The 23410-nt window shown below is 51.7% G+C and carries 28 protein-coding genes and 4 pseudogenes; 24 read left to right on the top strand and 8 right to left on the bottom strand.

Going from position 1 to position 23410, the window contains the following annotated elements:
• Positions 1–533 precede the first annotated feature (533 nt).
• From IPL71_RS04045 to IPL71_RS03980, 15 genes and pseudogenes are all read left to right on the top strand, one after another.
• Entirely contained in the window at positions 534–794 is a 261-nt protein-coding gene (locus tag IPL71_RS04045) for a type IV pili methyl-accepting chemotaxis transducer N-terminal domain-containing protein (RefSeq protein ID WP_345319105.1), read from the top strand.
• 85 nt (positions 795–879) lie between these two features.
• Positions 880–1545, top strand: a complete 666-nt coding sequence (locus tag IPL71_RS04040) for a hypothetical protein (RefSeq protein WP_345319103.1) — start codon at positions 880–882, stop codon at positions 1543–1545.
• Positions 1445–2005 (top strand): histidine kinase, encoded by a 561-nt coding sequence (locus IPL71_RS04035; protein ID WP_345319101.1) that lies wholly within the window; start codon positions 1445–1447, stop codon positions 2003–2005. The genes IPL71_RS04040 and IPL71_RS04035 overlap by 101 nt, the downstream gene beginning before the upstream one ends.
• Positions 2002–2256: a sensor histidine kinase gene (locus IPL71_RS04030; protein WP_345319099.1), complete on the top strand. Its 255-nt coding sequence runs from the start codon at positions 2002–2004 to the stop codon at positions 2254–2256. The genes IPL71_RS04035 and IPL71_RS04030 overlap by 4 nt, the downstream gene beginning before the upstream one ends.
• A 1-nt stretch (position 2257) precedes the next feature.
• Positions 2258–2908 carry a response regulator gene (locus tag IPL71_RS04025; protein WP_345319097.1) on the top strand — a complete coding sequence of 217 codons (651 nt, stop codon included), beginning with the start codon at positions 2258–2260 and terminating at the stop codon, positions 2906–2908.
• A gap of 140 nt (positions 2909–3048) precedes the next feature.
• Complete coding sequence (locus IPL71_RS04020; protein ID WP_345319095.1) at positions 3049–3486, top strand: hypothetical protein; 438 nt, start codon at positions 3049–3051, stop codon at positions 3484–3486.
• A 648-nt stretch (positions 3487–4134) separates the two neighbouring features.
• A pseudogene (locus tag IPL71_RS04015) lies at positions 4135–7763 on the top strand (nitrate reductase subunit alpha).
• 93 nt (positions 7764–7856) lie between these two features.
• Positions 7857–9359: a nitrate reductase subunit beta gene (narH, locus tag IPL71_RS04010; RefSeq protein ID WP_345319093.1), complete on the top strand. Its 1503-nt coding sequence runs from the start codon at positions 7857–7859 to the stop codon at positions 9357–9359.
• A gap of 3 nt (positions 9360–9362) precedes the next feature.
• Complete coding sequence (locus IPL71_RS04005) at positions 9363–9917, top strand: nitrate reductase molybdenum cofactor assembly chaperone (RefSeq protein ID WP_345319091.1); 555 nt, start codon at positions 9363–9365, stop codon at positions 9915–9917.
• Positions 9910–10143 (top strand): annotated as a pseudogene (locus IPL71_RS25760) (respiratory nitrate reductase subunit gamma); the annotation flags it as partial. The gene IPL71_RS04005 and the pseudogene IPL71_RS25760, both read left to right, overlap by 8 nt.
• A gap of 55 nt (positions 10144–10198) precedes the next feature.
• Entirely contained in the window at positions 10199–10588 is a 390-nt protein-coding gene (locus IPL71_RS04000) for a respiratory nitrate reductase subunit gamma (protein WP_345319123.1), read from the top strand.
• 179 nt (positions 10589–10767) lie between these two features.
• Positions 10768–12102, top strand: a pseudogene (locus tag IPL71_RS03995) (MFS transporter).
• A gap of 89 nt (positions 12103–12191) precedes the next feature.
• Positions 12192–13534: pseudogene (locus IPL71_RS03990) on the top strand (MFS transporter).
• Between the two features lie 23 nt (positions 13535–13557).
• Positions 13558–14151: an FmdE family protein gene (locus tag IPL71_RS03985; protein WP_345319089.1), complete on the top strand. Its 594-nt coding sequence runs from the start codon at positions 13558–13560 to the stop codon at positions 14149–14151.
• Positions 14152–14333: 182 nt separating this feature from the next.
• On the top strand, positions 14334–14591 hold the full coding sequence (locus tag IPL71_RS03980; protein ID WP_345319087.1) for a DUF2249 domain-containing protein: 258 nt from the start codon (positions 14334–14336) through the stop codon (positions 14589–14591).
• A gap of 93 nt (positions 14592–14684) precedes the next feature.
• On the opposite strand, the gene IPL71_RS03975 is transcribed toward IPL71_RS03980, so the two are convergent.
• From IPL71_RS03975 to IPL71_RS03945, 7 genes are all read right to left on the bottom strand, one after another.
• Positions 14685–15047, bottom strand: a complete 363-nt coding sequence (locus IPL71_RS03975) for a hypothetical protein (protein WP_345319085.1) — start codon at positions 15045–15047, stop codon at positions 14685–14687.
• 25 nt (positions 15048–15072) lie between these two features.
• Positions 15073–15294 carry a DUF1858 domain-containing protein gene (locus IPL71_RS03970; protein WP_345319083.1) on the bottom strand — a complete coding sequence of 74 codons (222 nt, stop codon included), beginning with the start codon at positions 15292–15294 and terminating at the stop codon, positions 15073–15075.
• Between the two features lie 2 nt (positions 15295–15296).
• Positions 15297–16475 carry a hypothetical protein gene (locus tag IPL71_RS03965; protein ID WP_345319081.1) on the bottom strand — a complete coding sequence of 393 codons (1179 nt, stop codon included), beginning with the start codon at positions 16473–16475 and terminating at the stop codon, positions 15297–15299.
• A gap of 81 nt (positions 16476–16556) precedes the next feature.
• Positions 16557–16697: a hypothetical protein gene (locus IPL71_RS03960; RefSeq protein ID WP_345319079.1), complete on the bottom strand. Its 141-nt coding sequence runs from the start codon at positions 16695–16697 to the stop codon at positions 16557–16559.
• Positions 16694–17320: a c-type cytochrome gene (locus IPL71_RS03955; RefSeq protein WP_345319077.1), complete on the bottom strand. Its 627-nt coding sequence runs from the start codon at positions 17318–17320 to the stop codon at positions 16694–16696. Before IPL71_RS03955 ends, IPL71_RS03960 begins: the two co-directional genes overlap by 4 nt.
• A 7-nt stretch (positions 17321–17327) precedes the next feature.
• Complete coding sequence (locus tag IPL71_RS03950; RefSeq protein ID WP_345319075.1) at positions 17328–17864, bottom strand: cytochrome b; 537 nt, start codon at positions 17862–17864, stop codon at positions 17328–17330.
• Between the two features lies 1 nt (position 17865).
• Positions 17866–18177 (bottom strand): cupin domain-containing protein, encoded by a 312-nt coding sequence (locus IPL71_RS03945; RefSeq protein ID WP_345319073.1) that lies wholly within the window; start codon positions 18175–18177, stop codon positions 17866–17868.
• A 350-nt stretch (positions 18178–18527) separates the two neighbouring features.
• Here IPL71_RS03945 and IPL71_RS03940 point away from each other — a divergent pair, with 350 nt between their 5' ends.
• The 9 genes from IPL71_RS03940 (at position 18528) to IPL71_RS03905 (ending at position 22781) form a co-directional block, all read left to right on the top strand.
• A complete protein-coding gene (locus IPL71_RS03940) occupies positions 18528–18767 on the top strand; it encodes a hypothetical protein (protein ID WP_345319071.1) in 240 nt (79 codons plus the stop codon).
• Positions 18768–18854: 87 nt separating this feature from the next.
• Entirely contained in the window at positions 18855–19469 is a 615-nt protein-coding gene (locus tag IPL71_RS03935; RefSeq protein ID WP_345319069.1) for an efflux RND transporter periplasmic adaptor subunit, read from the top strand.
• A 104-nt stretch (positions 19470–19573) separates the two neighbouring features.
• Positions 19574–20083: an ABC transporter ATP-binding protein gene (locus IPL71_RS03930; protein ID WP_345319067.1), complete on the top strand. Its 510-nt coding sequence runs from the start codon at positions 19574–19576 to the stop codon at positions 20081–20083.
• A complete protein-coding gene (locus IPL71_RS03925) occupies positions 19989–20522 on the top strand; it encodes an ATP-binding cassette domain-containing protein (RefSeq protein ID WP_345319065.1) in 534 nt (177 codons plus the stop codon). Before IPL71_RS03930 ends, IPL71_RS03925 begins: the two co-directional genes overlap by 95 nt.
• A complete protein-coding gene (locus tag IPL71_RS03920; RefSeq protein WP_345319063.1) occupies positions 20480–20734 on the top strand; it encodes an ABC transporter permease in 255 nt (84 codons plus the stop codon). Before IPL71_RS03925 ends, IPL71_RS03920 begins: the two co-directional genes overlap by 43 nt.
• Positions 20721–20849 carry an ABC transporter permease gene (locus tag IPL71_RS25755; RefSeq protein ID WP_514130734.1) on the top strand — a complete coding sequence of 43 codons (129 nt, stop codon included), beginning with the start codon at positions 20721–20723 and terminating at the stop codon, positions 20847–20849. Before IPL71_RS03920 ends, IPL71_RS25755 begins: the two co-directional genes overlap by 14 nt.
• On the top strand, positions 20794–21531 hold the full coding sequence (locus tag IPL71_RS03915; RefSeq protein WP_345319061.1) for an ABC transporter permease: 738 nt from the start codon (positions 20794–20796) through the stop codon (positions 21529–21531). The genes IPL71_RS25755 and IPL71_RS03915 overlap by 56 nt, the downstream gene beginning before the upstream one ends.
• Positions 21532–21595: 64 nt before the next feature.
• Complete coding sequence (locus IPL71_RS03910) at positions 21596–21835, top strand: hypothetical protein (RefSeq protein WP_345319059.1); 240 nt, start codon at positions 21596–21598, stop codon at positions 21833–21835.
• 238 nt (positions 21836–22073) lie between these two features.
• On the top strand, positions 22074–22781 hold the full coding sequence (locus IPL71_RS03905) for a VIT1/CCC1 transporter family protein (RefSeq protein ID WP_345319057.1): 708 nt from the start codon (positions 22074–22076) through the stop codon (positions 22779–22781).
• A 299-nt stretch (positions 22782–23080) separates the two neighbouring features.
• Here the strand turns inward: IPL71_RS03905 and IPL71_RS03900 are convergent, their stop codons facing one another.
• On the bottom strand, positions 23081–23293 hold the full coding sequence (locus IPL71_RS03900; protein WP_345319056.1) for a cupin domain-containing protein: 213 nt from the start codon (positions 23291–23293) through the stop codon (positions 23081–23083).
• Between the last annotated feature and the right edge of the window lie 117 nt (positions 23294–23410).

The following is a 23410-nucleotide window of genomic DNA, read 5'->3' as shown; positions in this document are numbered from 1 at the left end:
TAAACTTTCTGTTGTAAGAAATTTTGCCTTAGGCAATTGATTGCCAATTATTTGGTTGAAAAACGCCCGAAAGACAGAGTAATTCTCAGCCGCCTACGTGACGCCTACGCGCTTGCGAAACTTATACCCGTATACCAGATATGTACCCCGCCGGACAGATCCGATTGCGGTTATGACGTAAAAATCGGCAACAATGCCTGTTCTATTAAGTCACATAACAGGCTTCCGCAATTGCTAGATTTTAGCTGCTTTAGCCCACAGGTCTTTCCGTTGTGTCGATATAAGAAGTCTAGAATAAGTACCTAAAAAACAATTACGCCCTATCGTAGTTAGGGTGTAGTTGATCAAATAGGGGATATAAACTCCTAGGGATACTCACAATCGGACATATTTTTCATGCTCTCTTAGAAATAGGAGGTTAAATTTGAGGGCAAATTTCAAACCCCTATAAAACCATAGACCTGAATATGCCGCGTTGGGCAAACCCGATTTTTTACCCAACCCGAATGTTATAATCGAAAAACTCTTCCACAATGATTAAGCGTCTTCAAACCCAACTGATCTTTCTATTTATTGCCTTTGCGTCGCTTGTGCTCGTCTCTGTAGGCGTCACCTATTGGGGCTTGCAGACTCAGCGACAAGATGCACTAGTCATCAACCTGGCGGGTCGTCAGCGGATGTTGATTCAGCAGATGACGCGGCTGTCGTTTCAGTTGCAGGCTGGGGATGAGTCTGCGTCTGTTGCATTGAAGGAATCCGAAGAAATCTTTAGCCAGACGTTGTCTGCTTTGTAATATGGGGGAAGTGTGCCGTATCTGGCAGATAGTGTTGTCAGTTTGCCAGCGACAAGTGATGCACAGATTCAGACAGCATTGCGTGATGTGGAAGTCTCTTGGGAATCAATACCGTTCCACTTTGGACGCGATGGATTCTTCCGCTTCACTGCAAGTCACCCTGGAAGGACAATCCGATGACTTGGTTCAAAAAGCCGATGTGGTGGTGCGTTTATATGAAGCGACTTCAACCGCCAAGGTGAATCGCTTGCGTATCATTCAAGTTGTATTTTTAGTTTTCGCAATGCTGTTGCTCGCAGTGGGCGCATGGATGACGCGCCGCTCTCTGCTCAAGCCGTTGGACGATTTGGTTTTGGCGGCAAAAATCAACGAAGTCAGCCGTGAAATTTCTTCGCGGCTCGATATTCAACAAGTGTTGAACTCGGTCACTGAAAAGGCACGCACATTGCTGGGCGGTGAGGTGGCGTCGCTGTGTCTTGTGGATGAAAACCAGCATTGGCTGAAACTTCAAACGTTGAGCGGTCCGAAACATGCTGTGGTTGGCAACACGATGCGTGCTGATAATCAGTTTGCCAATGCTGTGTTGGAGAGTGATGGCGCGATGATTTGCGGAGTTGATGCGTGCCGTGGCGGATGCCGCATGTTGTCCGATGAATATCGCACCAGTCACCTTGCCGCGCCGTTGCGCATTGGTGATCGCGATCGGTGCGTTGTGTGTGGGAAGCCCCGCGCAAAATCAATTCGCTGTTGAGTCCGCCGATATGTTAACCAAACTTGCGAACGTTGCCGCGATTGCGTTGGAGAATGCCCGTCTGTTTGCCCAGGCTGAACGTGTTGCTACTCTTGAGGAACGTCGGCGTGTTGCGGCAGAGATGCACGATGGGCTTGGGCAAACGCTCAGTTATCTCGGCTTGATGACCGATCAGGTTGTTGAGTTTCTTTCCGATGGCAAGGAGACTTCGGCGCTCCAACGTTTGCATAAAACACGTGAGACGATCAGCAAAGCCACAAGCGATGTGCGCCGCGCGATCAATAAGTTGATGGATGACACACCTGTATCGAAGGATTTATGCACACGTCTGCATGACACATTGGATGAAATCGCTCACAACATGACTTGGAATCGGTCTGGCGTTCTGACACGAACTCTGCGCCTGATTGCTCTCCGCAAATTGCCGAGCAGGTTTACAACATCACGCGCGAGGCGTTGACCAATGCGGCGCGACATGCACATGCAAAACAACTCAGCGTGCAGGTGGGGCGAAGCGATGGAAATTATTTAGTGACTGTTGAGGACGATGGCAACGGATTCGATACATCCCAACCCGCGCCCAGTGGACACTTCGGTTTGCAGATCATGCAGGCGCGCGCAAAACACATCGGCGGGACGGTTGAACTTCAATCCGCGCCTGGAAGCGGAACGCGCATTACATTGATGTGGTCGGTGGAGGAAAGAGATTAAGATGGAACAAGTCCGTGTATTACTGGCTGACGACCACGCCCTCTTTCGTGAGGGGTTGGCAGGCATCATCAACAACCAACCTGATATGCAAGTGGTGGGTGAAGCCAATGATGGATTGGAAGCCTTTGTCAAAGCGCAGGAATTAAAACCTGACCTGATCTTAATGGACGTGCAAATGCCGGGCATGGATGGCATTGAAGCGGTGCGGCAAATTAAACAGATTCTGCCTGAGACGATCATTGTCATGTTGACCGTCCGTGGGGATGACAACATGCTCTTCGAAGCGCTTAAGAATGGCGCTCAAGGTTATCTGTTGAAAGATATTCAATCACAATATATGCTGGAGATGTTGCGCGGCGCATTACGCGGAGAAGCCGCCATATCGCCGAGCCTCGCGGGGCGCGTCCTTTCAGAATTTCGGCGGTTGAGTAAAGGCGGCGTGTCAGAGAAAGAAGATGACAGCGGATTGACCGAGCGGGAACAGCAGGTATTAGTAGAAGCATCCAAAGGCGCAACGGATAAAGAGATCGCCGCCACGTTGAACATCAGCCTGAATACGGTCAAGACGCATATCCGCAATATCTTGTCGAAGTTACACGTGTCCACACGGCGCGAGGCGACGAGGGCAGCACAAGCCAAGGGTATTTTGTAAATGAGTTCTCGTAGGTCACGTTTGTAATGTGACCTACGTTTTACGTAAGAAAAAGAACTAATTCTTTTTGAAAAAAGAGTGATTTGATAATCACTCTTTTTTCATTCCAATTGCAGGATGGGGGAGGATGGGATTGCACCGTGATTTCAATAACCTTGGGGCAGACTTTGTTCTATTTTTCACATACGATCATGTCAAAGCATAGAGTTCTGTTGATCTGCTCTCAACCTCTTCGGCGAAAGCCTGGAGATGATTTTGCGCACAGAAAAGATATTGAGTTGATCGGTTTGTGGAAATTAGGCGACATGGATATTTGCGAGCGATTGCTGGAAGCGAAGCCATCTGTTGTCGTCATTGCCGATGAGAACTTGCAGAACGAGACCGCGGATGAATTGACCAGATCCATTATCGAACAATACTCGGAACTTTCTGTGATCCGCACGGGGCTGAGCGAGAACGTTTTTCGGATCGTTTCCACGCACACATTGCCCGCCCGCGGCGACAATCTGCTTGAAACCATTCGCAACAGTGCCAACCGCACACAGGAAGCGAACGGATCTAAATCCAAAAACAGTTAGCCAGGAGTTTGCATAACCCATGATAAACAGAAACGGCAAATTGAAAGAACGAATACCTCTCTTGTCCATTGTGTTTCTTCTATTTTTGCTCGTTGGGTGCGGAGCCGCGCCTAAGCAAGAGAGCGAACCTGCTTCCGCCAAGACATTGCCAATGGCGATGTTGAGAACGGACGGAAATTATTCATGGGCTATGCCCACTTCGAACATGAAGGTCCACCCTGCATGGGATGTCATAGCGTGGGCGATAACGGAATCCTTGGCGGCGGGGCGCTGGGACCCAACCTGACCAACGTATCCACCGAACGCAGTGATGAGGAAATCGTTGGAGTGCTGTCGAATACGGGATCGGTCATCTCGCCAGTAATGAAACCGATATATGAAACTGATCCCCTCACACAAGAGGAGCAAGCCGACTTGCTCGCTTTCATGAAATCATCCGTTGGGCAACCCGAAGCGGACAAGGAACTGTTGGTGTTCGGCATCAGCATTCTCGGCACGATTGGCGCCGCTATTGTACTTGGGTTTATCTATCGCAACCGTTTACGGAGAGTCCGTGCGGCGTTGGTCAAGCAAGCCGAAGCGGAAATCAGGAGTAAAGCAAGTGCAGAACCACTGACCAGCGCGCAAAAAGGGTTTTCAAGGAGCATTATGAACTGGATTGAAGAGATTTCGAACCCGCAAGCCCGCCAGTGGGAAGAGTTTTATCGCAATCGCTGGCAACACGATAAAGTGGTACGAAGCACGCACGGCGTTAACTGCACAGGCAGTTGTTCGTGGATGATCTATGTTAAGGACGGCATTGTCACTTGGGAGTTGCAGGCATTGGATTATCCCACTCTGCAACCAGGTCTGCCGCCGTATGAGCCGCGCGGATGCCAGCGTGGGATTTCCTTCTCGTGGTATCAGTACAGCCCGATCCGCGTGAAGTATCCGTACATGCGCGGCGTGTTGATGGATTTGTGGCGCAAAGCCAAAGAGGAGCACACAGATCCTGTCGAAGCGTGGACAGCCGTCATTGAGAATGAAGCGGGGCGTAAGGCTTTTCATCAGGCACGCGGCAAGGGCGGGTTCCGTCGCACCAGTTGGGACGAAGTGACGGAGGTCATCGCCGCGTCCACGATGTATACGATCAAGAAATACGGACCCGACCGCATCATCGGATTCTCGCCCATCCCCGCCATGTCGATGTTGAGTTATGCGGGCGGAAGCCGCTTCATGCAATTGCTCGGCGCAGTAAGCATGAGTTTTTATGACTGGTACAGCGACCTGCCGCCAGCCAGCCCCGAAGTGTGGGGCGAGCAAACGGATGTTGCCGAAAGCGCCGACTGGTTCAACTCCAAGTTCATCGCTTCGGTTGGATCGAACATGAGTATGACGCGCACACCCGATGTGCATTTCGCCGCTGAGGCGCGTCACAACGGGACGAAGCTGGTGGTCTTTGCGCCCGACTTCAATCAGGTTGCCAAGTATGCCGATTGGTGGGTTCCCGTCAATGCGGGGCAGGATGGCGCGTTTTGGATGGCGGTCAATCACGTCATCATGAACGAATTCCATTATCAGAACCCGACACCTTACTTTTTAGATTATCTGCGTCAATACTCCGATGCGCCTTTCCTTGTGGAACTCAATGAAGCGGATGGAAAGTATGTACCAGGCAGAATGATCCGCGCTGGACATGTGGAACGCACGCGTGACGTGGAAAACGGCGAATGGAAATTTTTGGTATGGGATGAAATCAGCAATGAGCCGCGGATGCCGCAGGGCAGTCTCGGATTCCGCTGGCAGAAGCAGAAGGGTCAATGGAACCTGGAGCCGAAAGACGGTCTGGATGGAAGCGAGATTCGCTCACAACTCACGTTCCTTGGTTCAACTGAAGAGCAGTTGTCCGTTTCGTTTGCTGAGTTTGGCGAGGGTAAATCATTTCAGCGCAACATTCCTGTTCGGTATATTGAAACCGTTAATGGCAAGGTCGCTGTTGCGACCATTTATGATCTGTTGATGGCGCAATACGGCGTGGGGCGCGGACTCGAAGGCGATTATCCCGCCGACTATGATGATGAGAATCTTTCGTACACGCCCGCCTGGCAGGAACGCTACACAGGCATTGACCGACAGACGGTGATTCAATTTGCACGCGAGTGGGCGACGACCGCCGTCAAGACCGAAGGCAAGTGCATGGTCATCATCGGCGCGGGCGTCAATCACTGGTATCACAACAATTTAATTTATCGCGCCTGCATCGGCACGTTGATGCTGACGGGTTGTGTGGGACGCAACGGCGGCGGATTGAATCATTATGTGGGTCAGGAAAAACTGGCTCCGATGGCGCCGTGGGCTTCGATTGCTTTTGCTTTGGATTGGCAGAAGCCGCCGCGCCAAATGAACTCGCCTTCCTTCCATTACATCAACAGCGATCAATGGCGATATGAGCGCACCTATACGGAACCTCAACCTGTTTCTCGTCCTGACAGTGAACACAACCGTGACATGACTCAAGAGCACACGCTCGATGCGAACATCCGCGCGGTGCGGATGGGATGGTTGCCGTCGTATCCGCAGTTCAATATCAGCTCGCTGGAAATTGTCAGAAAAGCGGAGCAGGCTGGGGCGAAGTCGGATGCGGAAATTCGTCAATGGGTGGTTGATCAACTTAAGTCAGGCGAATTGAAATTCGCCGTGCAAGATCCTGATGCTCCCGAAAATTGGCCTCGTCTGTGGTTCATCTGGCGCGGCAATGCGTTGAACGCCAGCGCGAAGGGACAGGAATATTTCTTCAAGCATTATCTCGGCACGCACAATCAGATCATTTCGGATGAAGTGGACAAGAGCCACTTCCATGAAGTGAATTACGGGATGAAGCGCCCGAAGGCAAATTTGATCTGGTGGTGGACATCAACTTCCGCATGGATACTTCGGCGTTGTATTCGGATATCGTTTTGCCGACGGCGAGTTGGTATGAGAAAGATGACTTGAACAGCACCGACATGCACTCGTTCATTCATCCGCTTGCCGCCGCTGTGCCGCCCTCATGGGAATCGAAAAGTGATTGGGACATTTTCAAAATTCTGGCTGAGAAATTCAGCGAACTCGCGCCGACACATTTCCCCGAACCCGTGCGTGATCTGGTTGCGATGCCGCTTCAACACGACACGCCCGCAGAGATGGCGCAGGCGCACATCCGTGATTGGGCGAAGGGCGAATGCGAACCCATCCCTGGCGTGACCATGCCAAACTTTGTTTTGACCGAGCGTGATTATGTCAACCTGGGCAAGCGTTTCGTTTCGCTTGGACCCAAGGTGCAGAAGGAAGGACTTGCCGTTCACGGCATTCACATGGAAGTGGGCGACTTGTATCAGCAATTGCTGGATAGCAAGCCGACCGTTACATGGAATGGTCAGACGTATCCTTCGTTGGAAGTTGCGCGCGATGCGGCGAACATCATTTTGCATCTCGCTCCCGAAACGAATGGGGAAGTGGCGTTCCGAGCCTTCCAAGCGGAAGAAGAACGTATTGGACTCAAACTGACCGATCTCGCGGAACCAACCGCGCCGTGCGTGACCTTCAATGATCTGACTCAACAACCGAAACGTCTGCTCAACAGTCCCATTTGGACGGGCATCATGACGGACGGTCGCCCCTACTCTGCGTACACCCTCAACGTGGAAAGACTCGTCCCGTGGCGCACGTTGACTGGACGCCAGCATTTCTATCTCGATCACGAAGGTTATCTGGCGTATGGCGAACATCTGCCCACTTACAAGCCGCGCCCTGATCCGTTAGCGTTTGGCGATTTGGACAAGAGTCACAGTGAAGGCAAGACCATCCAGTTGAACTACCTGACGCCTCATGCCAAGTGGCACATCCATTCCAACTACTTTGATAACGACCGCATGTTGACTCTCTCACGCGGACTCGAACCACTCTGGCTTAGTGAGAAGGATGCCAAAGCAATCGATGTGGTGGATAACGACTGGGTCGAAGCCTACAACGATCACGGCGTCACGGTGACGCGTGCCATTGTCAGCGCACGCATTCCATCGGGTATCTGCATCCTCTATCACGCCCCCGAACGGACAGTGAGTATGCCCAAATCGCCGATGCGCGGCAACAAACGCGCAGGCGGACATAATAGTCCCACGCGCGTTCACCTCAAGCCATCGTTGATGGTCGGCGGTTACGGACAATTCACCTACGCGTTCAACTACTGGGGTCCGACAGGTGTCAACCGCGACACGTTTATATTGGTACGCAAGTTGCCAGGGAAACCTGAGTTCTAAAAATATTTACCACGAAGTGTCACAAAGGAAAACCAAAAGATTTTACTTCGTGTACCTTCGTGACCCTTTGTGGTGAAAAAAGGACATAACATTATGAAAATTCGATCACAAGTTTCAATGGTATTCCATCTCGATAAATGTATCGGCTGTCACACGTGCAGTGTCGCCTGTAAAAACATCTGGACCGACCGTCAGGGCGCGGAGTATATGTGGTGGAACAATGTGGAGACAAAACCTGGCGTCGGTTTCCCCACGCAATGGGAAGACCAGGAAAAATATCACGGCGGCTGGGAACTTGAGGACAAGCCCAAGGACCCCACCCTGAAATTAAAACTCCAAAACCGTTTGCAGACATTTGGCAATCTGTTTTCCAATCCCGCCATGCCCACGATGGACGATTACTACGAACCGTGGACTTATAAATACGGCGACCTGTTCAACTCTCCGCTCGGCGACGACCAGCCGACGGCGCGTCCCATCTCGCGTATTGACGGCAAGCCCATCGATATCGAATCAGGTCCCAACTGGGATGATGACCTCGGCGGCTCGAACATTTATGCGATCAATGATCCGCTACTCAAAAACATGAGCGCGGAGGAAAAACAACGCCTCTTTTCCATCGAACAACTCTTTTACTTTTACATGCCGCGCATCTGCAACCATTGTTTGAATGCGGCTTGTGGTGCGGCGTGTCCATCGGGTGCCATCTATAAGCGCGCCGAAGATGGCGTGGTGTTGATCAATCAAGACAAGTGTCGCGGCTGGCGCATGTGCGTCTCGGCTTGCCCTTATAAAAAGACCTACTACAACTGGTCCACTGGCAAATCGGAAAAATGTATCCTGTGCTATCCGCGCCTCGAAACGGGACAAGCCCCCGCCTGTTTCCATTCGTGCGTCGGACGTATCCGTTATCTGGGTGTCTTGCTGTATGACGCAGACCAGATTACCGATGCCCTTAAAGTGCCTGATGAGCAACTCGTCCAGCGTCAGCGGGAGATGATCCTCGATCCTCACGACCCGAAAGTTGTTGCCGCCGCAAAAGAAAGCGGCATACCCGACGGTGTGATCACCGCCGCTCAAAACTCACCCGTGTATCGTTACGTCAAAGAATGGGAACTGGCTCTGCCGCTTCATCCCGAATACCGCACGCTCCCCATGTTGTTCTATGTGCCTCCGCTTCTGCCCGTCCTCAATGCGACTCAGGAAAACGGCACCCAGCGCGTGGAAACCGATCTGTTCAGTTCACTGGAGAATGCCCGCGTGCCTGTCCGCTACATGTCGCGCACGTTGGCGGCAGGGAATGACGAACTGGTCATCAAGTCCTATCAGAAAATGATCGCTGTCCGTCTCTACAAACGCGCTGAAACTGTCGGCGATGTGACGACCGAACAAGCCGCCGCCGCGCTCGCCAAAGCGGGCATGACCGCCGAAGAAGCGGAAGCCATCTATCGCCTGACATCCCTGCCCACGTATCAGGAACGGTTTGTCATCCCGCCCTACAGCCGCGAAGGCGACATCGAAGAGACGCACGATCCGCAACAACGCAAGGCAGAGACTGGCTTCGGCAAACGCCAGGGTCCGCAGAGAGGTTTGTAAGCCATGTCTAAAGATTCAACCTCCTTGTTATTTGACTCGTTCGCCGCGCTGTTGGAATATCCTGCCTCCGAAATGACAGAGCAGGCAGGACGATTGCTCGAACAACTAACGCCGCTTTCCCCCGAATCCGCTGAGGCGTTGGAAAAATTCGTTCGCAAGCTCGACCAACTGTCCCTGGAAAAGATGCGGGAACTGTTCACCACCACGTTCGACATGCAACCCGTCTGCTATCCCTATCTTGGGTATCAGTTGTTTGGCGAAAGTTATAAACGCGGAGCCTTCATGGCGCAGTTGAACGAAGCCTATCACGGCGTCGGCTACTCCGCTGTGCAGGAATTGCCAGACAACCTGGCGGTTGTCCTGCGTTTTATTGGATTAGATGCAACCAACCGACAGGACGAGTTCTGTCAGGCGTTGATCAACGATGGCATCATGCCCGCGCTGGAAAAAATGTTGAAAGTCTTCGGTGAGGAATCCGAGAACCCATACTTTGGGCTTCTCTCGGCGCTTCAACTGTTTCTTGTCCGCACCCCTGAAAAGGAATTGAGTCATGACTGATATTCTACTTTTTGTCGTATTCCCTTATGTGGCGCTTGCCATCGGGATCGTCGGGACGATCTATCGTTACCTGACCAATCAATATTCATTCACGAGTCTGTCTTCACAGTTCCTCGAAAACGACTTGCAGTTTTGGGGCTCCACACTCTGGCACTACGGCATCCTTCCGACCACGTTCATCCACCTGGCAGGCTTTGCCATTCCAAAAGTGATGGCGGCTTTGCACAGCACGCCCGAATTGCTTTATCTCTCTGAACTGGCTGGCAAAGGTTTTGGGCATCATGGCTTTGGTGGGCGCAGGCATCATGCTCTATCGGCGGCTTACCAATTCCAAAATTCGAGCTGTCACCACGCCCGTGGACTGGATCATCTTGAGTTTGTTGTTCGGGCAGGTTTTCTTTGGACTCGTGCTTGCCTTTGCCTATCGCTGGGGCGCGACCTGGTTCCTGCATACCGCCACACCCTGGATGAACTCGCTGGCTTTTTTCCAACCTGCACCGCAATATGTCACAGCCATGCCGCTTGCGCATAAATTCCATTTCCTCACGGGCTTCCTGTTATTCGCGCTGATGCCGTTCAGCAGACTGGTGCATATCGCAACCTTCCCACTCTCATACCTGTGGCGGCGCTTCCAACTCGTCATTTGGACTCGGCGGAAAGCCAGTTCGTAAATTAGGTGTAATGTCGTGGGCTTAGCCACACGTGTGCCTGCGGCCTCAGGCCCAGAGCCGCCACAGATTTTTTAGATTTTTTTTTTTTGAACTCCTAAAGAGTTTTCTGGGGCCGAAATTCCTTGCCCCATCCTTTTGACACTCCCGCAAGTCAACTCATCTCACGGAGACAATCACGAATGAACAACACCTGGCTTACCAAATGGGAACCTGAAAATCCCGAATTCTGGAAAGAGACAGGCAGTAAGATCGCCTGGCGCACACTGACCATCACAACGCTGGCGCTGACTCTGTCCTTTGCCTCATGGTTCATGATGAGCGGTATCGTCGTGCGTATGCCGCAGATCGGATCAAATTCAGCACGATGCAATTATTCTGGCTGGCGGCAATGCCTGGGCTGGCGGGCGGCACGTTCCGCATCCTGCACACGTTCCTCATCCCAATATATGGCTCGCGTCATGTCATCACCATCACCACGTTCCTGAAGTTGATTCCCTGTGTTGGCATCGGTCTGGCAGTGATGAATCCCAACACGCCGTTCTGGTTGTTCATGGTGCTGGCTTTTTCAGCGGGCTTCGGCGGCGGCGACTTCTCCTCCTACATGCCCAGCACCCGTTTCTTCTTCCCGAAAAAATTACAAGGTACCGCGCTCGGCATTCAAGCGGGCATCGGCAACTTCGGCGTCAGCCTCACGCAATTCCCTAACCCCGTGGATCATCGGCTTTGCGGCCGGCTGGCAGGCGGCTCGCAAAACCATGACCGTCAAAGACGTGGCCAAACCCATCTGGCTCCAGAATGCGGCTTTCGTTTATGTGCCCTTCCTTATCATCATGGGTGTTCTGGCATGGATGTATTTGAAGAGCGTGCCCATCAAAGCCTCTTTCAAAGAACAGATGGATATTTTCGGGATGAAGCATACGTGGTTCTGTACGATGATCACCTATGTGATGACCTTCGGTTCTTTCTCAGGATTGTCTGCTGCTTTTCCCCTGTTGATTAAATCACTCTATGGGTCTTTTGAAGGCGCACCCGACCCATTGAAATACGCATTCCTCGGTCCGTTGATCGGTTCACTGGCTCGCATTGTGTTTGGTCCCGTTGCTGACAAATACGGCGGCGCCATTCTGACACACATCACAGGCATCGCCTTGATTATCGGCACACTGGCGATGGCGTTCCTCGGTTTGTTTACACCGACTTCATTGGATCAGTTCACGCTCTTCGTCGCCTTTATGTTGTTCCTGTTCCTCTTCACAGGTATCGGCAACGCCGCTACCTTCAGACAATATCCCATCATCTTCGCTGACTCGCCCCGTCAAAGCGCAGGCGTCATCGGCTGGACAGCGGCAATTGCGGCGTATGGACCGTTCATCTTCTCCACGCTGATCGGTTCTTCGATCACGAACACAGGTTCCCCGCTGCCATTTTTCTACGGCACCGTAGTTTTCTTCGTCATCGCCACCGCCATCAACTGGTGGTACTACACTCGCAAAGGTTGTGAAAAACCATCCTAATTGATTGCGGACTCCTGAAGTTCTACTTCAGGAAACACCGAAAGTAGAACTTTCGGATTCCCATTCATTTTTGAAAGAGACATATATTAATGACCGCAGAAAATACAAATCAAAAAAATAAAACCAGCGTCTTAATGCTTTCCACCATCGGCTTTACATTGATGTTCGCCGTCTGGTTGATGTTTGGCGTGTTGGGAATCCCGATCCGCAAGGAATTTGGATTGACCGACGTGCAAGTTAAGCCTGGCTCGCCGCCATTGCCATCTTGAACGGTTCGTTATGGCGTTTGCTGTTTGGCATTCTCGCCGATCGCTTCGGCGGACGCATCGTCTTCACGCTATTGGTCTTGGCGACCATCATTCCATCCTACATGGTCAGTCAAGCTGACACCTACAACGAGTTAATGATCTGGGCATTCTTCGTTGGCATGGCAGGTAATGCCTTCTCGATTGGCATTTCATGGAACTCGGCGTGGTATCCCTCTCATCAAAAAGGATTTGCGCTGGGAGTCTTCGGCGCGGGAAATGTTGGGGCATCAGTAACCAAGTTAATCGGTCCCGCGTTGATCGCCATCGTTCCAGCGGCAGGCTTGGCAGGTGGATTCATCCCAGGTGGGTGGCGTTTCGTCCCCTTTATGTATTGCATCCTATTGAGCATCACCGCCGTCGCCATCTGGGTCTTCACGCCGAAACAGGATATCAAACCTGGCGCAGATCGCCCGATGAAAGAAATGCTTAAGCCGTTGAAGTACGTTCGTGTCTGGCGATTCAGTTTGTATTATGTGGTGGTGTTCGGCGCATACGTTGCGCTTTCGGTCTGGCTCCCCAAATATTATGTGGACGTATACGGATTGGAATTGAAACACGCCGCATTGTTGACTGCGTTGTTCATTTTCCCCGCAAGCCTCTTGCGACCATTAGGAGGCTACCTCTCAGATAAATTTGGTGCACGGCGCATGATGTATTGGGTCTTCGGTGTGATGTTGGCAGCATGCTTCTTCCTCTCCCTGCCCAGCGCAAAAATCGTTCTCGATGTTCCAACCAGTGTTGACCCCAGCGGTCAACGTGAAGCGTTCGCATTTTCGATGGGCGTCACATGGTTCACCTTTTGGGTGTTCATCGTCGGCATCTGCATGGGCGTTGGCAAAGCCGCCGTGTACAAATATATCCCCGAATATTTTCCGAAAGATGTCGGCGCAGTCGGTGGGTTGGTCGGCATGTTGGGCGCGCTCGGTGGGTTCTTCCTGCCGCCCATGTTCGCCGCTTTTCAAAAATGGACGTTCATTCCTCAATCCACATTCTTCCTCATGTTCGTGATCACCGCAGTCAGCTTTGGCTGGTTACACATCACGGTGATGAGCCTGTTACAAAAAGCTTCCCCTGCATTGGAGAATCAACTGGATTTCCATGATGTGGCATCTGACCCCGTCTGAGCAGTTAACTGAATAGGTGAATTGTGGAAATTTCCCCGATTTCTATACCCGAACTTGACGACCTGCTGACTCTCAGCGCGACTCATCATCACAAAATTTGTCCTCGACAAGTACTCGGCGTTCGTATCGGACTTTTGGCTGGGCGCCTGCTCGAGATTCCTTTGCCTCAATCTGACAAACGTCTCCTAGCCATCTCTGAAACAGACGGCTGTTTCGTGGACGGAGTCTCCGCCGCAACGGGTTGTTACGTCGGCAGGCGCACCCTGCGCATCGAAGATTACGGCAAAACCGCCGTCACGTTTGTGGATACGCTCACCGAACAAGCCATTCGAGTTGTGCCACGAGCAAGCGCCCGCGAACAAGCATGGGAATATGCTCCGTCTGCTCGCAATAAGTGGGAAGCACAGCTCATCGGTTATAAATACATCCCCGATGAATTGCTATTTCACTGGCAACGGGTGCAGTTGACTGTTCCTGTGAAACAGATCGTTGGTCAGGCAGGGAGGCGCGCATCTTGTGAGATCTGTGGCGAGGAGATCATCAATCAGCGGGAAGTGATGCACGAAGGAACTACATTATGCCGGCCTTGTGCTGGATATACATATTTTCGTTTGTAAACTTCCTCCCAATAGACATTCATAACCGTGAATAAGGGCATCTCTGTTTGCTCTAGCACAAAGAAGGGTTACGATCTCTTGATAGGATTGATTTATAAAGATGCAATTTTCCGTTCATTCATCAAGTGAACGAACGGAAAATTGACGTCAAATCACAAACCAATTGAAACAGGAGCATTAGAATGAGCGATTTACAATCCACCACAAATACACCCAGGACGACTGTTGACGTGCGTACGCTTGCACCCATGTATCGTCACCAACGCATTTTCGAAACATTTGAATCGTTGCAACCAGGCGAGAACTTCCTACTCGTCAACGATCATGACCCCAAACCTTTGTATTATCAATTCCAGGCGGAGCGCGCGGATCAGTTCACGTGGGATTATGTGGAGAAGGGTCCAGAAGTGTGGAGCGTTATTATTGGGAAAACCAAGTAGTTGAGTTGAGGGGTCAACTTGATTGCTTCAAGAGCGGATATGAATTGCCATTCATCCAATGGGTAACTCATATCCGCTTGAGCAATGGCATAGTTATATTTCTTTCCGCGCCTGAAAGTACATCAGCATGAGGATCGCAACCCAGGTGATCATGCGAAACATCATGGCGGCGAGACTTTGGTATGCAACTGCGTTGCGAAAGGCGGTGAAGAGAATCAACAACACAAGCGCATGGATGCCGAAAGTTGCAATGGATGTGATCATTGCGTAACGGTGATTTATCCAAATCAAAACAGCGGGGATGAGAGCGAGAATGCCCATTACGAAATTGTATACAGGAAGCCACGTGAGAACGGAATAACCAGGGTTCCAACCCTGCATGGCTTTTCCGCCCGCGACGATGGACATGATTCCGATGATAAAAGCGAGAATGGACGCGATTTGATTCAGTGACATGTTCATTGGCATATTCCTTTAAGTCTCAATAGACTTTTTTTTGTCGTTGCTGATGCAGAATATCAAGAAATTCTGCAAGTGGCACACGATGGATGCGCGCCGCCCATTCAACGGTGACTGCTTTTGCGGCAAGCATTCTCAGGGAATAGCGCCCCACACGCTTGATGCCAAATACTTCCATCACATCGGCGATGTCGCCGTATTCTTCAAGGATGGCGGATACACGCGTATCTTTTGTGATTTCCATGATTACGATGCTTCGATCTTTTGCAAACCCGTCCGCGCGATTTCAACGAGTTCTTTTAATGGATGGATCAAGGCGATGGCAAACAACGCGAATCCGATTCCATACAATACGCCTCTGGCTGGGACGATGAAGATGCTTGCCCACACAAACAGACTCCCCGCTGTGGCAGATGCCAGACTCAACCAACTTCCGCCGAGTTGTAGAGTCTCATCCTTGAGGAAGAATCGGCGGGCAATGTACGGGATGAGGGCAATGCCAAATTGCAGTACCCAGCCATAAATTAAGGCTTGAGGCGCTGTTTGTTCAATGGGCGCGCCTTCAACGATTCCAAACATGATAAACGGAGCCATCCCGATCGGGGCGATGATCCACACATATGAAGAGACCAAATGCCATGCGCCTGCGCTGTTCAACTTGCTGCTTTGCTTGAAGGCTTTGATCAGCAAGACCACCATCCAGATCGTTGAACTCAAATGCAAGATCAAACCTGAAACGGTGGGAGGTAGACTGCCGCCGAGCCACGGTCCCAGTACGAGACCGAACGCGCCGAGAGTCATGCCCCAATAAATAAGTGAAACATTTTTTGTTGAACTGAGCGGGCGACCCGTGATCATCGGGACGAAGTCCACGAGCAGACCCGCGAAGACCAGCGACATAAATCCCCACGAATTGGCGTGGATGTGCGCTTCGAGCGGAACTTTGATGTAGAGCGCTTCGCTCCAGTTGAGCCAGAGACCCGTGCCGATGATGATGCCCACGAGCAGATAGAACATACCCGTGATGTAAAACTTGAGGCTTTCAGGTGCATCGCCGCCGCGTACGTTCCAGAGTTGGAGGAGCAGTAATGTGGCGGAGATGAAAATAAGCGTGCCGCCCGCGAAGATCATCGGTTGGTTCACTCCAGCGAAGCCAGCCACGAGGGCAATGAAGCCGACGTTAAGAGTCAGCCAGATGTCCCAACGCATGGCAGGCTTTGGTTTTTTTGAGAGTGAAGCGATGAGCAGGGGGAGCAAGCCGAAGATCACCTGTGAGAGAATCCCCAGCGTGATGAAATGCACGCGTACCCAACGCAACGCAGGGAAGGCTCCGATCAAGTTCACGCTGACGAGTGACGCATCCGCCGCGATGAACATGGCGACCAATGTGAACAACAATGTAGTGAGAAGATATGGGATAGGCATTTTATTTTCCTTGTGTAGAACATCCCGAAGGTTTGAGGCTTGAGTCTGGTTGCCATTTAAACCTCGGGACGATGTCTTTATTTACGGCATCAAGCCTGAAGTTCCGAGTCGATCATGAATATCTTGAAACGCATCTGCCTGAGTTTGTGTGATGATGTTTTCATCCACCAGCGCAGAAAGGATCGTCGCTTCGCGCTCGGTGGCGTTCTTCCCGCTGTTCATGATTTCAGGATGTTCGGTTCGATATTGCTCCACTGCATCGTGGACGAGTTTAAAGGTGTCTGCTTCTTCCCTGCGTAACGACCCTGATCCACAGCCTGCGCGAGCATCTCAGCTTGGTGCGCGGCTGGCACGGCGGGATCATACGCTTCTCCGCCCATACCGACGGCCGGATTCACCGTCCCTGCGCCAAGTGCGCGCATGTAATTGACCATGTCCCAGCGCGCTTGTTCATCCAAAACTTTCCAGGGAGGCATGGATGTGGCGAAAGGTGTGCCGCCCTCGCTGAGGCGCCAGAACAGATAATCATCCGCCATCATTTGGCTGGTGTGTGCCACTGCCGCAGGAGCAGGGACGAGCGCCGAACCAGCAGGTCCATCGCCCATGCCGCCGTCACCGTGACAACTGGCGCAGTTCGTTGTGTAAAGCGTCGCGCCGCGTTCAAGAGATTCCTCATCAGCAGGGATTGGATTCTTCAAGCCCGCATATTCCGCTGGGATTTCAGCATGGTGGCGCGTCATCATGCCGTCGTTATTCATGCCCATGCCTGGATTTGTTTCATTACCCTGCGCGCCGCAGGCAGTGATAAGCAGAGTCAGAACTGCGACCAATAAAGTTTGTTTCATCGGTGGGTTATCCTTTTCCGTACCACATGCGCGACAGTAAATTATCCTTGAGCGCAAATTGGTGATAGAACGCTGCGCCAACATGCAGAAGGATGAGCAGGAACAGCGCGGGTGCGATGAAGCCGTGTAACATACGCGCGGCAAAGTCAAAGAAGTCTGCGGGCAAGGGTGTGCCCGATCCGAAGAAAACGATGGAGGGAAGTCCTGCTTGCAGGGAAAGGGACATTCCGCTGACCGACATCAAAAAGACCAGCAGGTACAGGGCGTAATGCACGAACTTGCCGAACCCGTCAAGGAAGGCGTTCCCTGTTGATGCGTAGGCGGGACGCGGGACTTTCATCCGTGTTATGAAGCGGACGATGATCACGAGCAGCATAGTAATGCCCAACAACATGTGAATCCGAAGCGGCGCGATTTCGCTTGCGTCGTTCGGAAGGAAACTGGAATATTTACCGAAGATGAACGCCGCGAAGACGAGGGCAACGGTTAGCCAATGCAATGTGACTTGCAAGGGGTGATAACGTTTGGGCGAATCTTGCATCATGTTATTTCTCCCCTTTCGAACCGAGAAAGACAACGCGGGTTTTTGCATTCATGCCGCGTTTCGCGCCGCTCGGCACCACCACCGTCACGCCAGGTTTGATGGCGAAGGCTTCATCGTCAACGGTCATCAGTCCCTCGCCTTCGAGAAAGTGATACATTGCCGCCTCGCCAGGATGAACGGGAATTTGTCCGCCCGCTTCCAGCCCCACGACCAGCGCCTTGAACTGCGGCGTGTTGATCAGGAATTGCGGCTTCGGACCTTCTGTCGAAAAGACTGCTTTGGATTTTGTGTCTGTGAAATAGATGTCAGGCATATGGACTCCTTTTTGATATGCCTGACTTTATCCTTTTCCCCCGCTTCCTGTCCCGACTTTTGTCGGGTTTCTGAACCCGATTGTTATTTGCCCTGAATCATTGCCGGCTCCGCCCAACCTATGTGGTCAAAATGCGGATATGTTGTTTCCCCTCTATCAACGCCCCTTTGTCAACTCACGGATGACGCGGCTGTGCGGCATTTTGCAGACCTGCCAGACGAAATTCTCGACGCCTTGACTCAATGGAGGATCCCGCGCCATTTGGATGGTTTTTTCCGACAAAAGTCGGACGGGAAAATGGAACACCCTTCTATAATGACAAGACTCATCTGGATTAAAAGGAAAAACTCATGAACAAGAAAAATATTTTGACCGTTTCCATCGTCGTCGTGATCGCTGTGCTGGGTTTTATGGCTTATCGTCAGGTTGCCGCAAAAAAAGCGGCGGCAGTCGAATCATCTGCGACAGAAACCGCAGTCGTTGAACGCAGCGATCTATCCATGACGGTGGATGCCTCGGTAGTATTGTGCCGCGTGCTGAAATTGGACTGGCATTCACAACAGGCGGACGGGTGGCGGAAACGCTTGTAACTGAGGGAGAGCAAGTGGAAGCAGGGCAACTCCTCCTGCAGTTAGATATACAGGATTTGGAATGGCAGGTGGAACAGGCGCATCTCGGTGTCCATCGCAGAGTATGATCTTTCAGACATGCGGGAGGATTACTACGAAGAATCTGTTCAAGTGAAAAGATCCAAAGCCAAACTGGAACAGGCGCAAGTTTCCCTGCAACAGGCGGAATGGCGGCTGGAGCAAGCTACACTGAAGGCGCCCATTAATGGTAACGTCACGACATTGTTTGTCGAGTCGGGCGAAATGGCAAATAGCGGTCAAGCAGTCATTATCTTGAGCGATCTTGCAAACCTGGATGTTGATGTCAACCTGGATGAAACCGATGTAGCGCGAATTGAGGCGGGTATGACGGTTGTCGTCATAGTGGATGCCTTCCCCGGCATGGAAGTGAGCGGCGAGGTGATCAAGATTGCGCCAACCGCCGATGTCCAGTCGGGTGTGGTTCTTTATCCTGTTACAGTTCGCATCGATCCAACCGATCTTCCTCTGCGCTCCGGCATGACCGTGAATGTCATGTTCACCTTCGAGGAACGCAGGGACACATTGGTCGTTCCCTTCCGTGCAGTCGAAACGGAGGGTGGGCAGGCTTACCTCACGCGAGTGACTGTATCTGAACAAAGCGTGTGCGGTGACGATGGGCTTGATCACCGATACGCAGATTGAAATCCTGAGTGGTATTGAAGAAGGGGATGTGGTAACGGTGTATGCCAATCCCGTCCAAGACACCCAGTTAATGCACAATCCCATTTTTAGTGGGGGAAAATGAGATGATCGCAATTCAAAACATGACCAAAGTGTATGGGATGGGCGATGCGGAAGTCCATGCACTGGGCGGCGTCTCGCTTGAGATCGCCAAAGGCGAATGGGTGGCGATTACCGGACCATCTGGCTCGGGTAAATCCACGCTGATGCACATCATCGGCTGCCTGGATTCGCCCACCGCCGGCGAGTACTGGCTGAATAGCGTAGAAGTGAGCGGCATGGATGACTCCCAACTTGCCTCCGTCCGCAACCGCGAGATTGGCTTTGTCTTCCAAAGTTTCAACTTGCTCTCACGTGTAAATGCACTTCAACAGGTGCTGTTACCCCTGCAATACCAGCGCGGTGATAAGCGCCTGCCGCGCGGGCGATCGTGCCAAACGCGCGCGCGAAATGTTGGAACTGGTTGGATTGGGAGATCGCATGCGCCATCTTCCCATCGAACTTTCCGGCGGACAGCAACAGCGCGTGGCGATTGCCCGTGCAGTGGCACAACAACCGTCCATTTTGCTGGCTGACGAACCAACTCGCAACCTGGATTCAAAGTCCGGCGCGGAGGTGATGGAAATCTTGCATCGCCTGCACCGCGAACAGGGACTGACGGCGGTGATGGTAACCCATGATCCCAAGGTCGCCGCCCGAGGCGCAGCGTGTCATCTACTTTCAGGATGGGCTGATTGCAGAACCGCAGCAACAAGGAGTCGCATAATGGACTGGATTGAAAGTTTAATAACGGCGTGGAATGGTTTGAACGCCAACAAAATGCGCTCCGGGTTGACCATGCTGGGAGTTATCATCGGCGTAGCGGCAGTCATTGCCCTGCTTTCCATTGGACAGGGCGTACAGGAAAGTAATGCGGCTCAATTAGCGGGGCTGGATCGAACCTGCTCTTTGTCGCGCCTGGCTCGTTTCAAATGGGCGGAGTGCAAGCTCCGAGCGGAAGCGCTGCCAGCCTGACCTACGCTGATGCACAAGCCATCGCAGATCCGCGCAACGTACCGGATGCAACCATTGTTGCGCCGGAGTTTACAGGCAATACACAAGTGATCTTTGGTTCTGCCAATATAAACACCAAAGTCACCGGCACCACTCCTGAATATCTCACAGCTTTTGGCATGGAAAATCAGTCGTGGACGTTTTATCACCGAAGGAGATGTGAGTGGACGTGAGACAGTGGCTGTTTTAGGAAGCACTGCCGCGAGCGACCTGTTCGGTGGCTTCGACCCAATTGGACAGAAAATTAAAGTCTCGATGCCGGCGCTGCGGGCGGGCGCGTCTCGCTGACCGTGGTGGGGATTCTGTCCCTCAGGGTGGTTCACGCTTTAGCGATCCCGATAACGCCATCATCGTTCCCATCACCACCGCACAGACCAAAATTTTTGATGGACGTAACGCGCAGGGAGAATCTGTTGTTACTTCGGTGAACGTTGTGGTCGGAAATGAAGAGCGTGTGGATGCGATTACCAATCAGATCAATACCCTGCTCCTACGACGGCACGGTTTCAAATCTGGTGAGGAAGGCGATTTCAGCGTGGTCAGCCAGGCTGATTTGCTGGCAACCCTCACGCAGGTCACTAATATTCTGGTGGTATTTTTGGGTGCGATTGCTGCCATCAGTCTGCTGGTCGGCGGAATTGGCATCATGAATATCATGCTGGTCTCGGTGACGGAACGCACGCGCGAGATCGGATTACGTAAAGCCATGGGCGCACGCAAGGTGGATATCCTGACCCAGTTCCTGTTGGAGGCGATCATCCTAAGCCTGGCAGGAGGCGCAATCGGCATTGCCGTTGGCGTGGGCATTGCCTTGCTGGTAAATGCTTCAGGGGTGACCAGCGCTGTCGTCACATCTCAATCTGTTATTCTGGCGGTCAGTTTCTCAGTGGCCGTGGGATTGTTCTTCGGCATTTACCCGGCTAATCATGCCGCAGGCTTGAAGCCCATTGAAGCGTTGCGCTATGAGTGAAACATATTTAATTCAAACTACTCTGGTATATGTTAAGATAATCAGATCAAATGAGGATAAAACTATGAACAAATTTCTAAATAAATGGTTGCGCAAGTTTCACCGCTGGCTTGTTCTGCCTTTCATTGCATTACTGTTGACTGTCATCTTCACGCGCGGAACACCTTTGGGTGATAATGCTCAGCGTATACAGGCGATGCTCATGATTATCATGGCAATCAGCGGCGCATATCTATGGATGTTGCCATACTGGACAAAATGGAAACGGAAGAACGTACAAGTCAGATCATTGCACAGCGGGTAATGCATTTTTGGATTGGATTGGCAAGGTAGCCCATGACTTGTTCTATATGCTTGTGTTTCTCATGGCCGTCAGTAGCATATCGGTTTCTTTACAGGTAGGCTTATTGCCCATTATCTTTGACAGGGCAGGCGCTCCTGATTATGCTGCCTATTGAAGCAGCACTGTATCACCAATTCCTACTACAGCACAACCTGCTGTCACACATGTGGTGTAAAGAAAAAAACAGGAGATCAATAAAATGACAGGACCATCCAAACGACTCGAAGAGGCACGCAAGGCTTTTGAACACGGCGACAAGCAGGCTTCGGCGCGTGCGCACGCGCACAAAGCCATCTCACAAGCGTCAGAGGAACATGGCGGCGCAGAGAGCCAGTATCTCGGCGAAATGGTTTACGGTGGGTTGGACGGAATCATCACCACATTTGCAGTGGTGAGCGGCGTGGTGGGCGCGCAATTGGGTACGCCTGTCATTCTCATCCTCGGGTTGGCTAACCTTTTCGCAGACGGTTTTTCAATGGCAACAGGTGCGTACCTGTCGACCAAAAGTGAACAGGAATATTATCGCAAGGAGTGGGAGCGTGAGGCTTGGGAAGTGGAACACTTTCCCGATGGCGAGCGATCCGAGTTAATCGAGGTCTATCTCAAACGTGGTTACACGGAGGATGAAGCACACCAATTAGTGCAAATCCAAAGCCGTGAGCCAAAGCGCTGGGTGAAAGCCATGATGTTGGATGAATTGGGAATGATGGAAGACGAGAGCAATCCCCTCACCAATGGGCTGGTGACGTTTATCTCATTCATCATCGCAGGCGCGGTGCCATTGATCGTTTATCTACTTGGGCTGGCTTTCCAATTTCATCAGAAGCGGCTTTCCCCATCTCCATCGCGCTATCTGCGCTGGCTCTTTTGGGCTGGGCGCATCAAAAGTACTGGTAACCAAACTTAACCCCATTCGCAGCGGCCTGGAAATGCTTATCGTCGGTGGGCTGGCGGCGGGTGTAGCGTACGTTGTCGGCGCACTGTTGAAGGGATTGGCGGCTAATAGGAATGTGATCTAACTCGTAGCTTATGACGAATGGATTTGACACGGTGGAGGATATTGTCCGGTCTCCTCATTTTGAGGGAAATAACTTGTGATCATAATAAACGGACTCTGAAACAATTATTCAGAGTCCGTTTATATTTTTTCTAATCCCATCTGTATGATGAGGATTAAAGATAATAGAGGAATCGCCTCAGCTGGAGCTACGATTCTCCTTTGGACCCCAAAAAGATAACCCGAGTCTTTGCATTCATGCCGCGCCGCACGCCGCTCGGTACGACAACCGTCACGCCTGGGTTGATCTCGAAAGACTCGTCGCCAATGGTCATTATCCCTGTACCTTCGAGAAAATGATACATCGCCGTCTCACCAGGGTGAACAGGAATTTTTCCACCTGCTTCCAACCCAACAACCAATGCCTTGAATTGCGGTGTGTCAATCAGAAATTGTGGCCTAGGACCATCAGTTGCAAAACAGCTTTTCTTTTACATTTACGAAATAAATTTGGGACGTTGGGTCAGACATAATAGCTC

This window comes from Candidatus Villigracilis proximus, assembly GCF_016717045.1.
GTDB lineage: Bacteria > Chloroflexota > Anaerolineae > Anaerolineales > Villigracilaceae > Villigracilis > Villigracilis proximus.
The sequence above is the reverse complement of the archived record's forward strand: the minus strand, read 5'-3'. Positions and strand labels throughout refer to the sequence as shown.

Coding starts and splice junctions, on each gene's coding strand:
- IPL71_RS04045 (WP_345319105.1), top strand. CDS start 534: ATGATTAAGCGTCTTCAAACCCAACTGATCTTTCTATTTATTGCCTTT.
- IPL71_RS04040 (WP_345319103.1), top strand. CDS start 880: ATGTGGAAGTCTCTTGGGAATCAATACCGTTCCACTTTGGACGCGATG.
- IPL71_RS04035 (WP_345319101.1), top strand. CDS start 1,445: ATGAATATCGCACCAGTCACCTTGCCGCGCCGTTGCGCATTGGTGATC.
- IPL71_RS04025 (WP_345319097.1), top strand. CDS start 2,258: ATGGAACAAGTCCGTGTATTACTGGCTGACGACCACGCCCTCTTTCGT.
- narH (WP_345319093.1), top strand. CDS start 7,857: ATGAAAATTCGATCACAAGTTTCAATGGTATTCCATCTCGATAAATGT.
- IPL71_RS04005 (WP_345319091.1), top strand. CDS start 9,363: ATGTCTAAAGATTCAACCTCCTTGTTATTTGACTCGTTCGCCGCGCTG.
- IPL71_RS04000 (WP_345319123.1), top strand. CDS start 10,199: ATGGCTTTGGTGGGCGCAGGCATCATGCTCTATCGGCGGCTTACCAAT.
- IPL71_RS03980 (WP_345319087.1), top strand. CDS start 14,334: ATGAGCGATTTACAATCCACCACAAATACACCCAGGACGACTGTTGAC.
- IPL71_RS03975 (WP_345319085.1), bottom strand. CDS start 15,047: ATGTCACTGAATCAAATCGCGTCCATTCTCGCTTTTATCATCGGAATC.
- IPL71_RS03970 (WP_345319083.1), bottom strand. CDS start 15,294: ATGGAAATCACAAAAGATACGCGTGTATCCGCCATCCTTGAAGAATAC.
- IPL71_RS03965 (WP_345319081.1), bottom strand. CDS start 16,475: ATGCCTATCCCATATCTTCTCACTACATTGTTGTTCACATTGGTCGCC.
- IPL71_RS03960 (WP_345319079.1), bottom strand. CDS start 16,697: ATGAACAGCGGGAAGAACGCCACCGAGCGCGAAGCGACGATCCTTTCT.
- IPL71_RS03955 (WP_345319077.1), bottom strand. CDS start 17,320: ATGAAACAAACTTTATTGGTCGCAGTTCTGACTCTGCTTATCACTGCC.
- IPL71_RS03950 (WP_345319075.1), bottom strand. CDS start 17,864: ATGATGCAAGATTCGCCCAAACGTTATCACCCCTTGCAAGTCACATTG.
- IPL71_RS03945 (WP_345319073.1), bottom strand. CDS start 18,177: ATGCCTGACATCTATTTCACAGACACAAAATCCAAAGCAGTCTTTTCG.
- IPL71_RS03940 (WP_345319071.1), top strand. CDS start 18,528: ATGAACAAGAAAAATATTTTGACCGTTTCCATCGTCGTCGTGATCGCT.
- IPL71_RS03930 (WP_345319067.1), top strand. CDS start 19,574: ATGATCGCAATTCAAAACATGACCAAAGTGTATGGGATGGGCGATGCG.
- IPL71_RS03925 (WP_345319065.1), top strand. CDS start 19,989: ATGCGCCATCTTCCCATCGAACTTTCCGGCGGACAGCAACAGCGCGTG.
- IPL71_RS03920 (WP_345319063.1), top strand. CDS start 20,480: ATGGGCGGAGTGCAAGCTCCGAGCGGAAGCGCTGCCAGCCTGACCTAC.
- IPL71_RS03910 (WP_345319059.1), top strand. CDS start 21,596: ATGAACAAATTTCTAAATAAATGGTTGCGCAAGTTTCACCGCTGGCTT.
- IPL71_RS03905 (WP_345319057.1), top strand. CDS start 22,074: ATGACAGGACCATCCAAACGACTCGAAGAGGCACGCAAGGCTTTTGAA.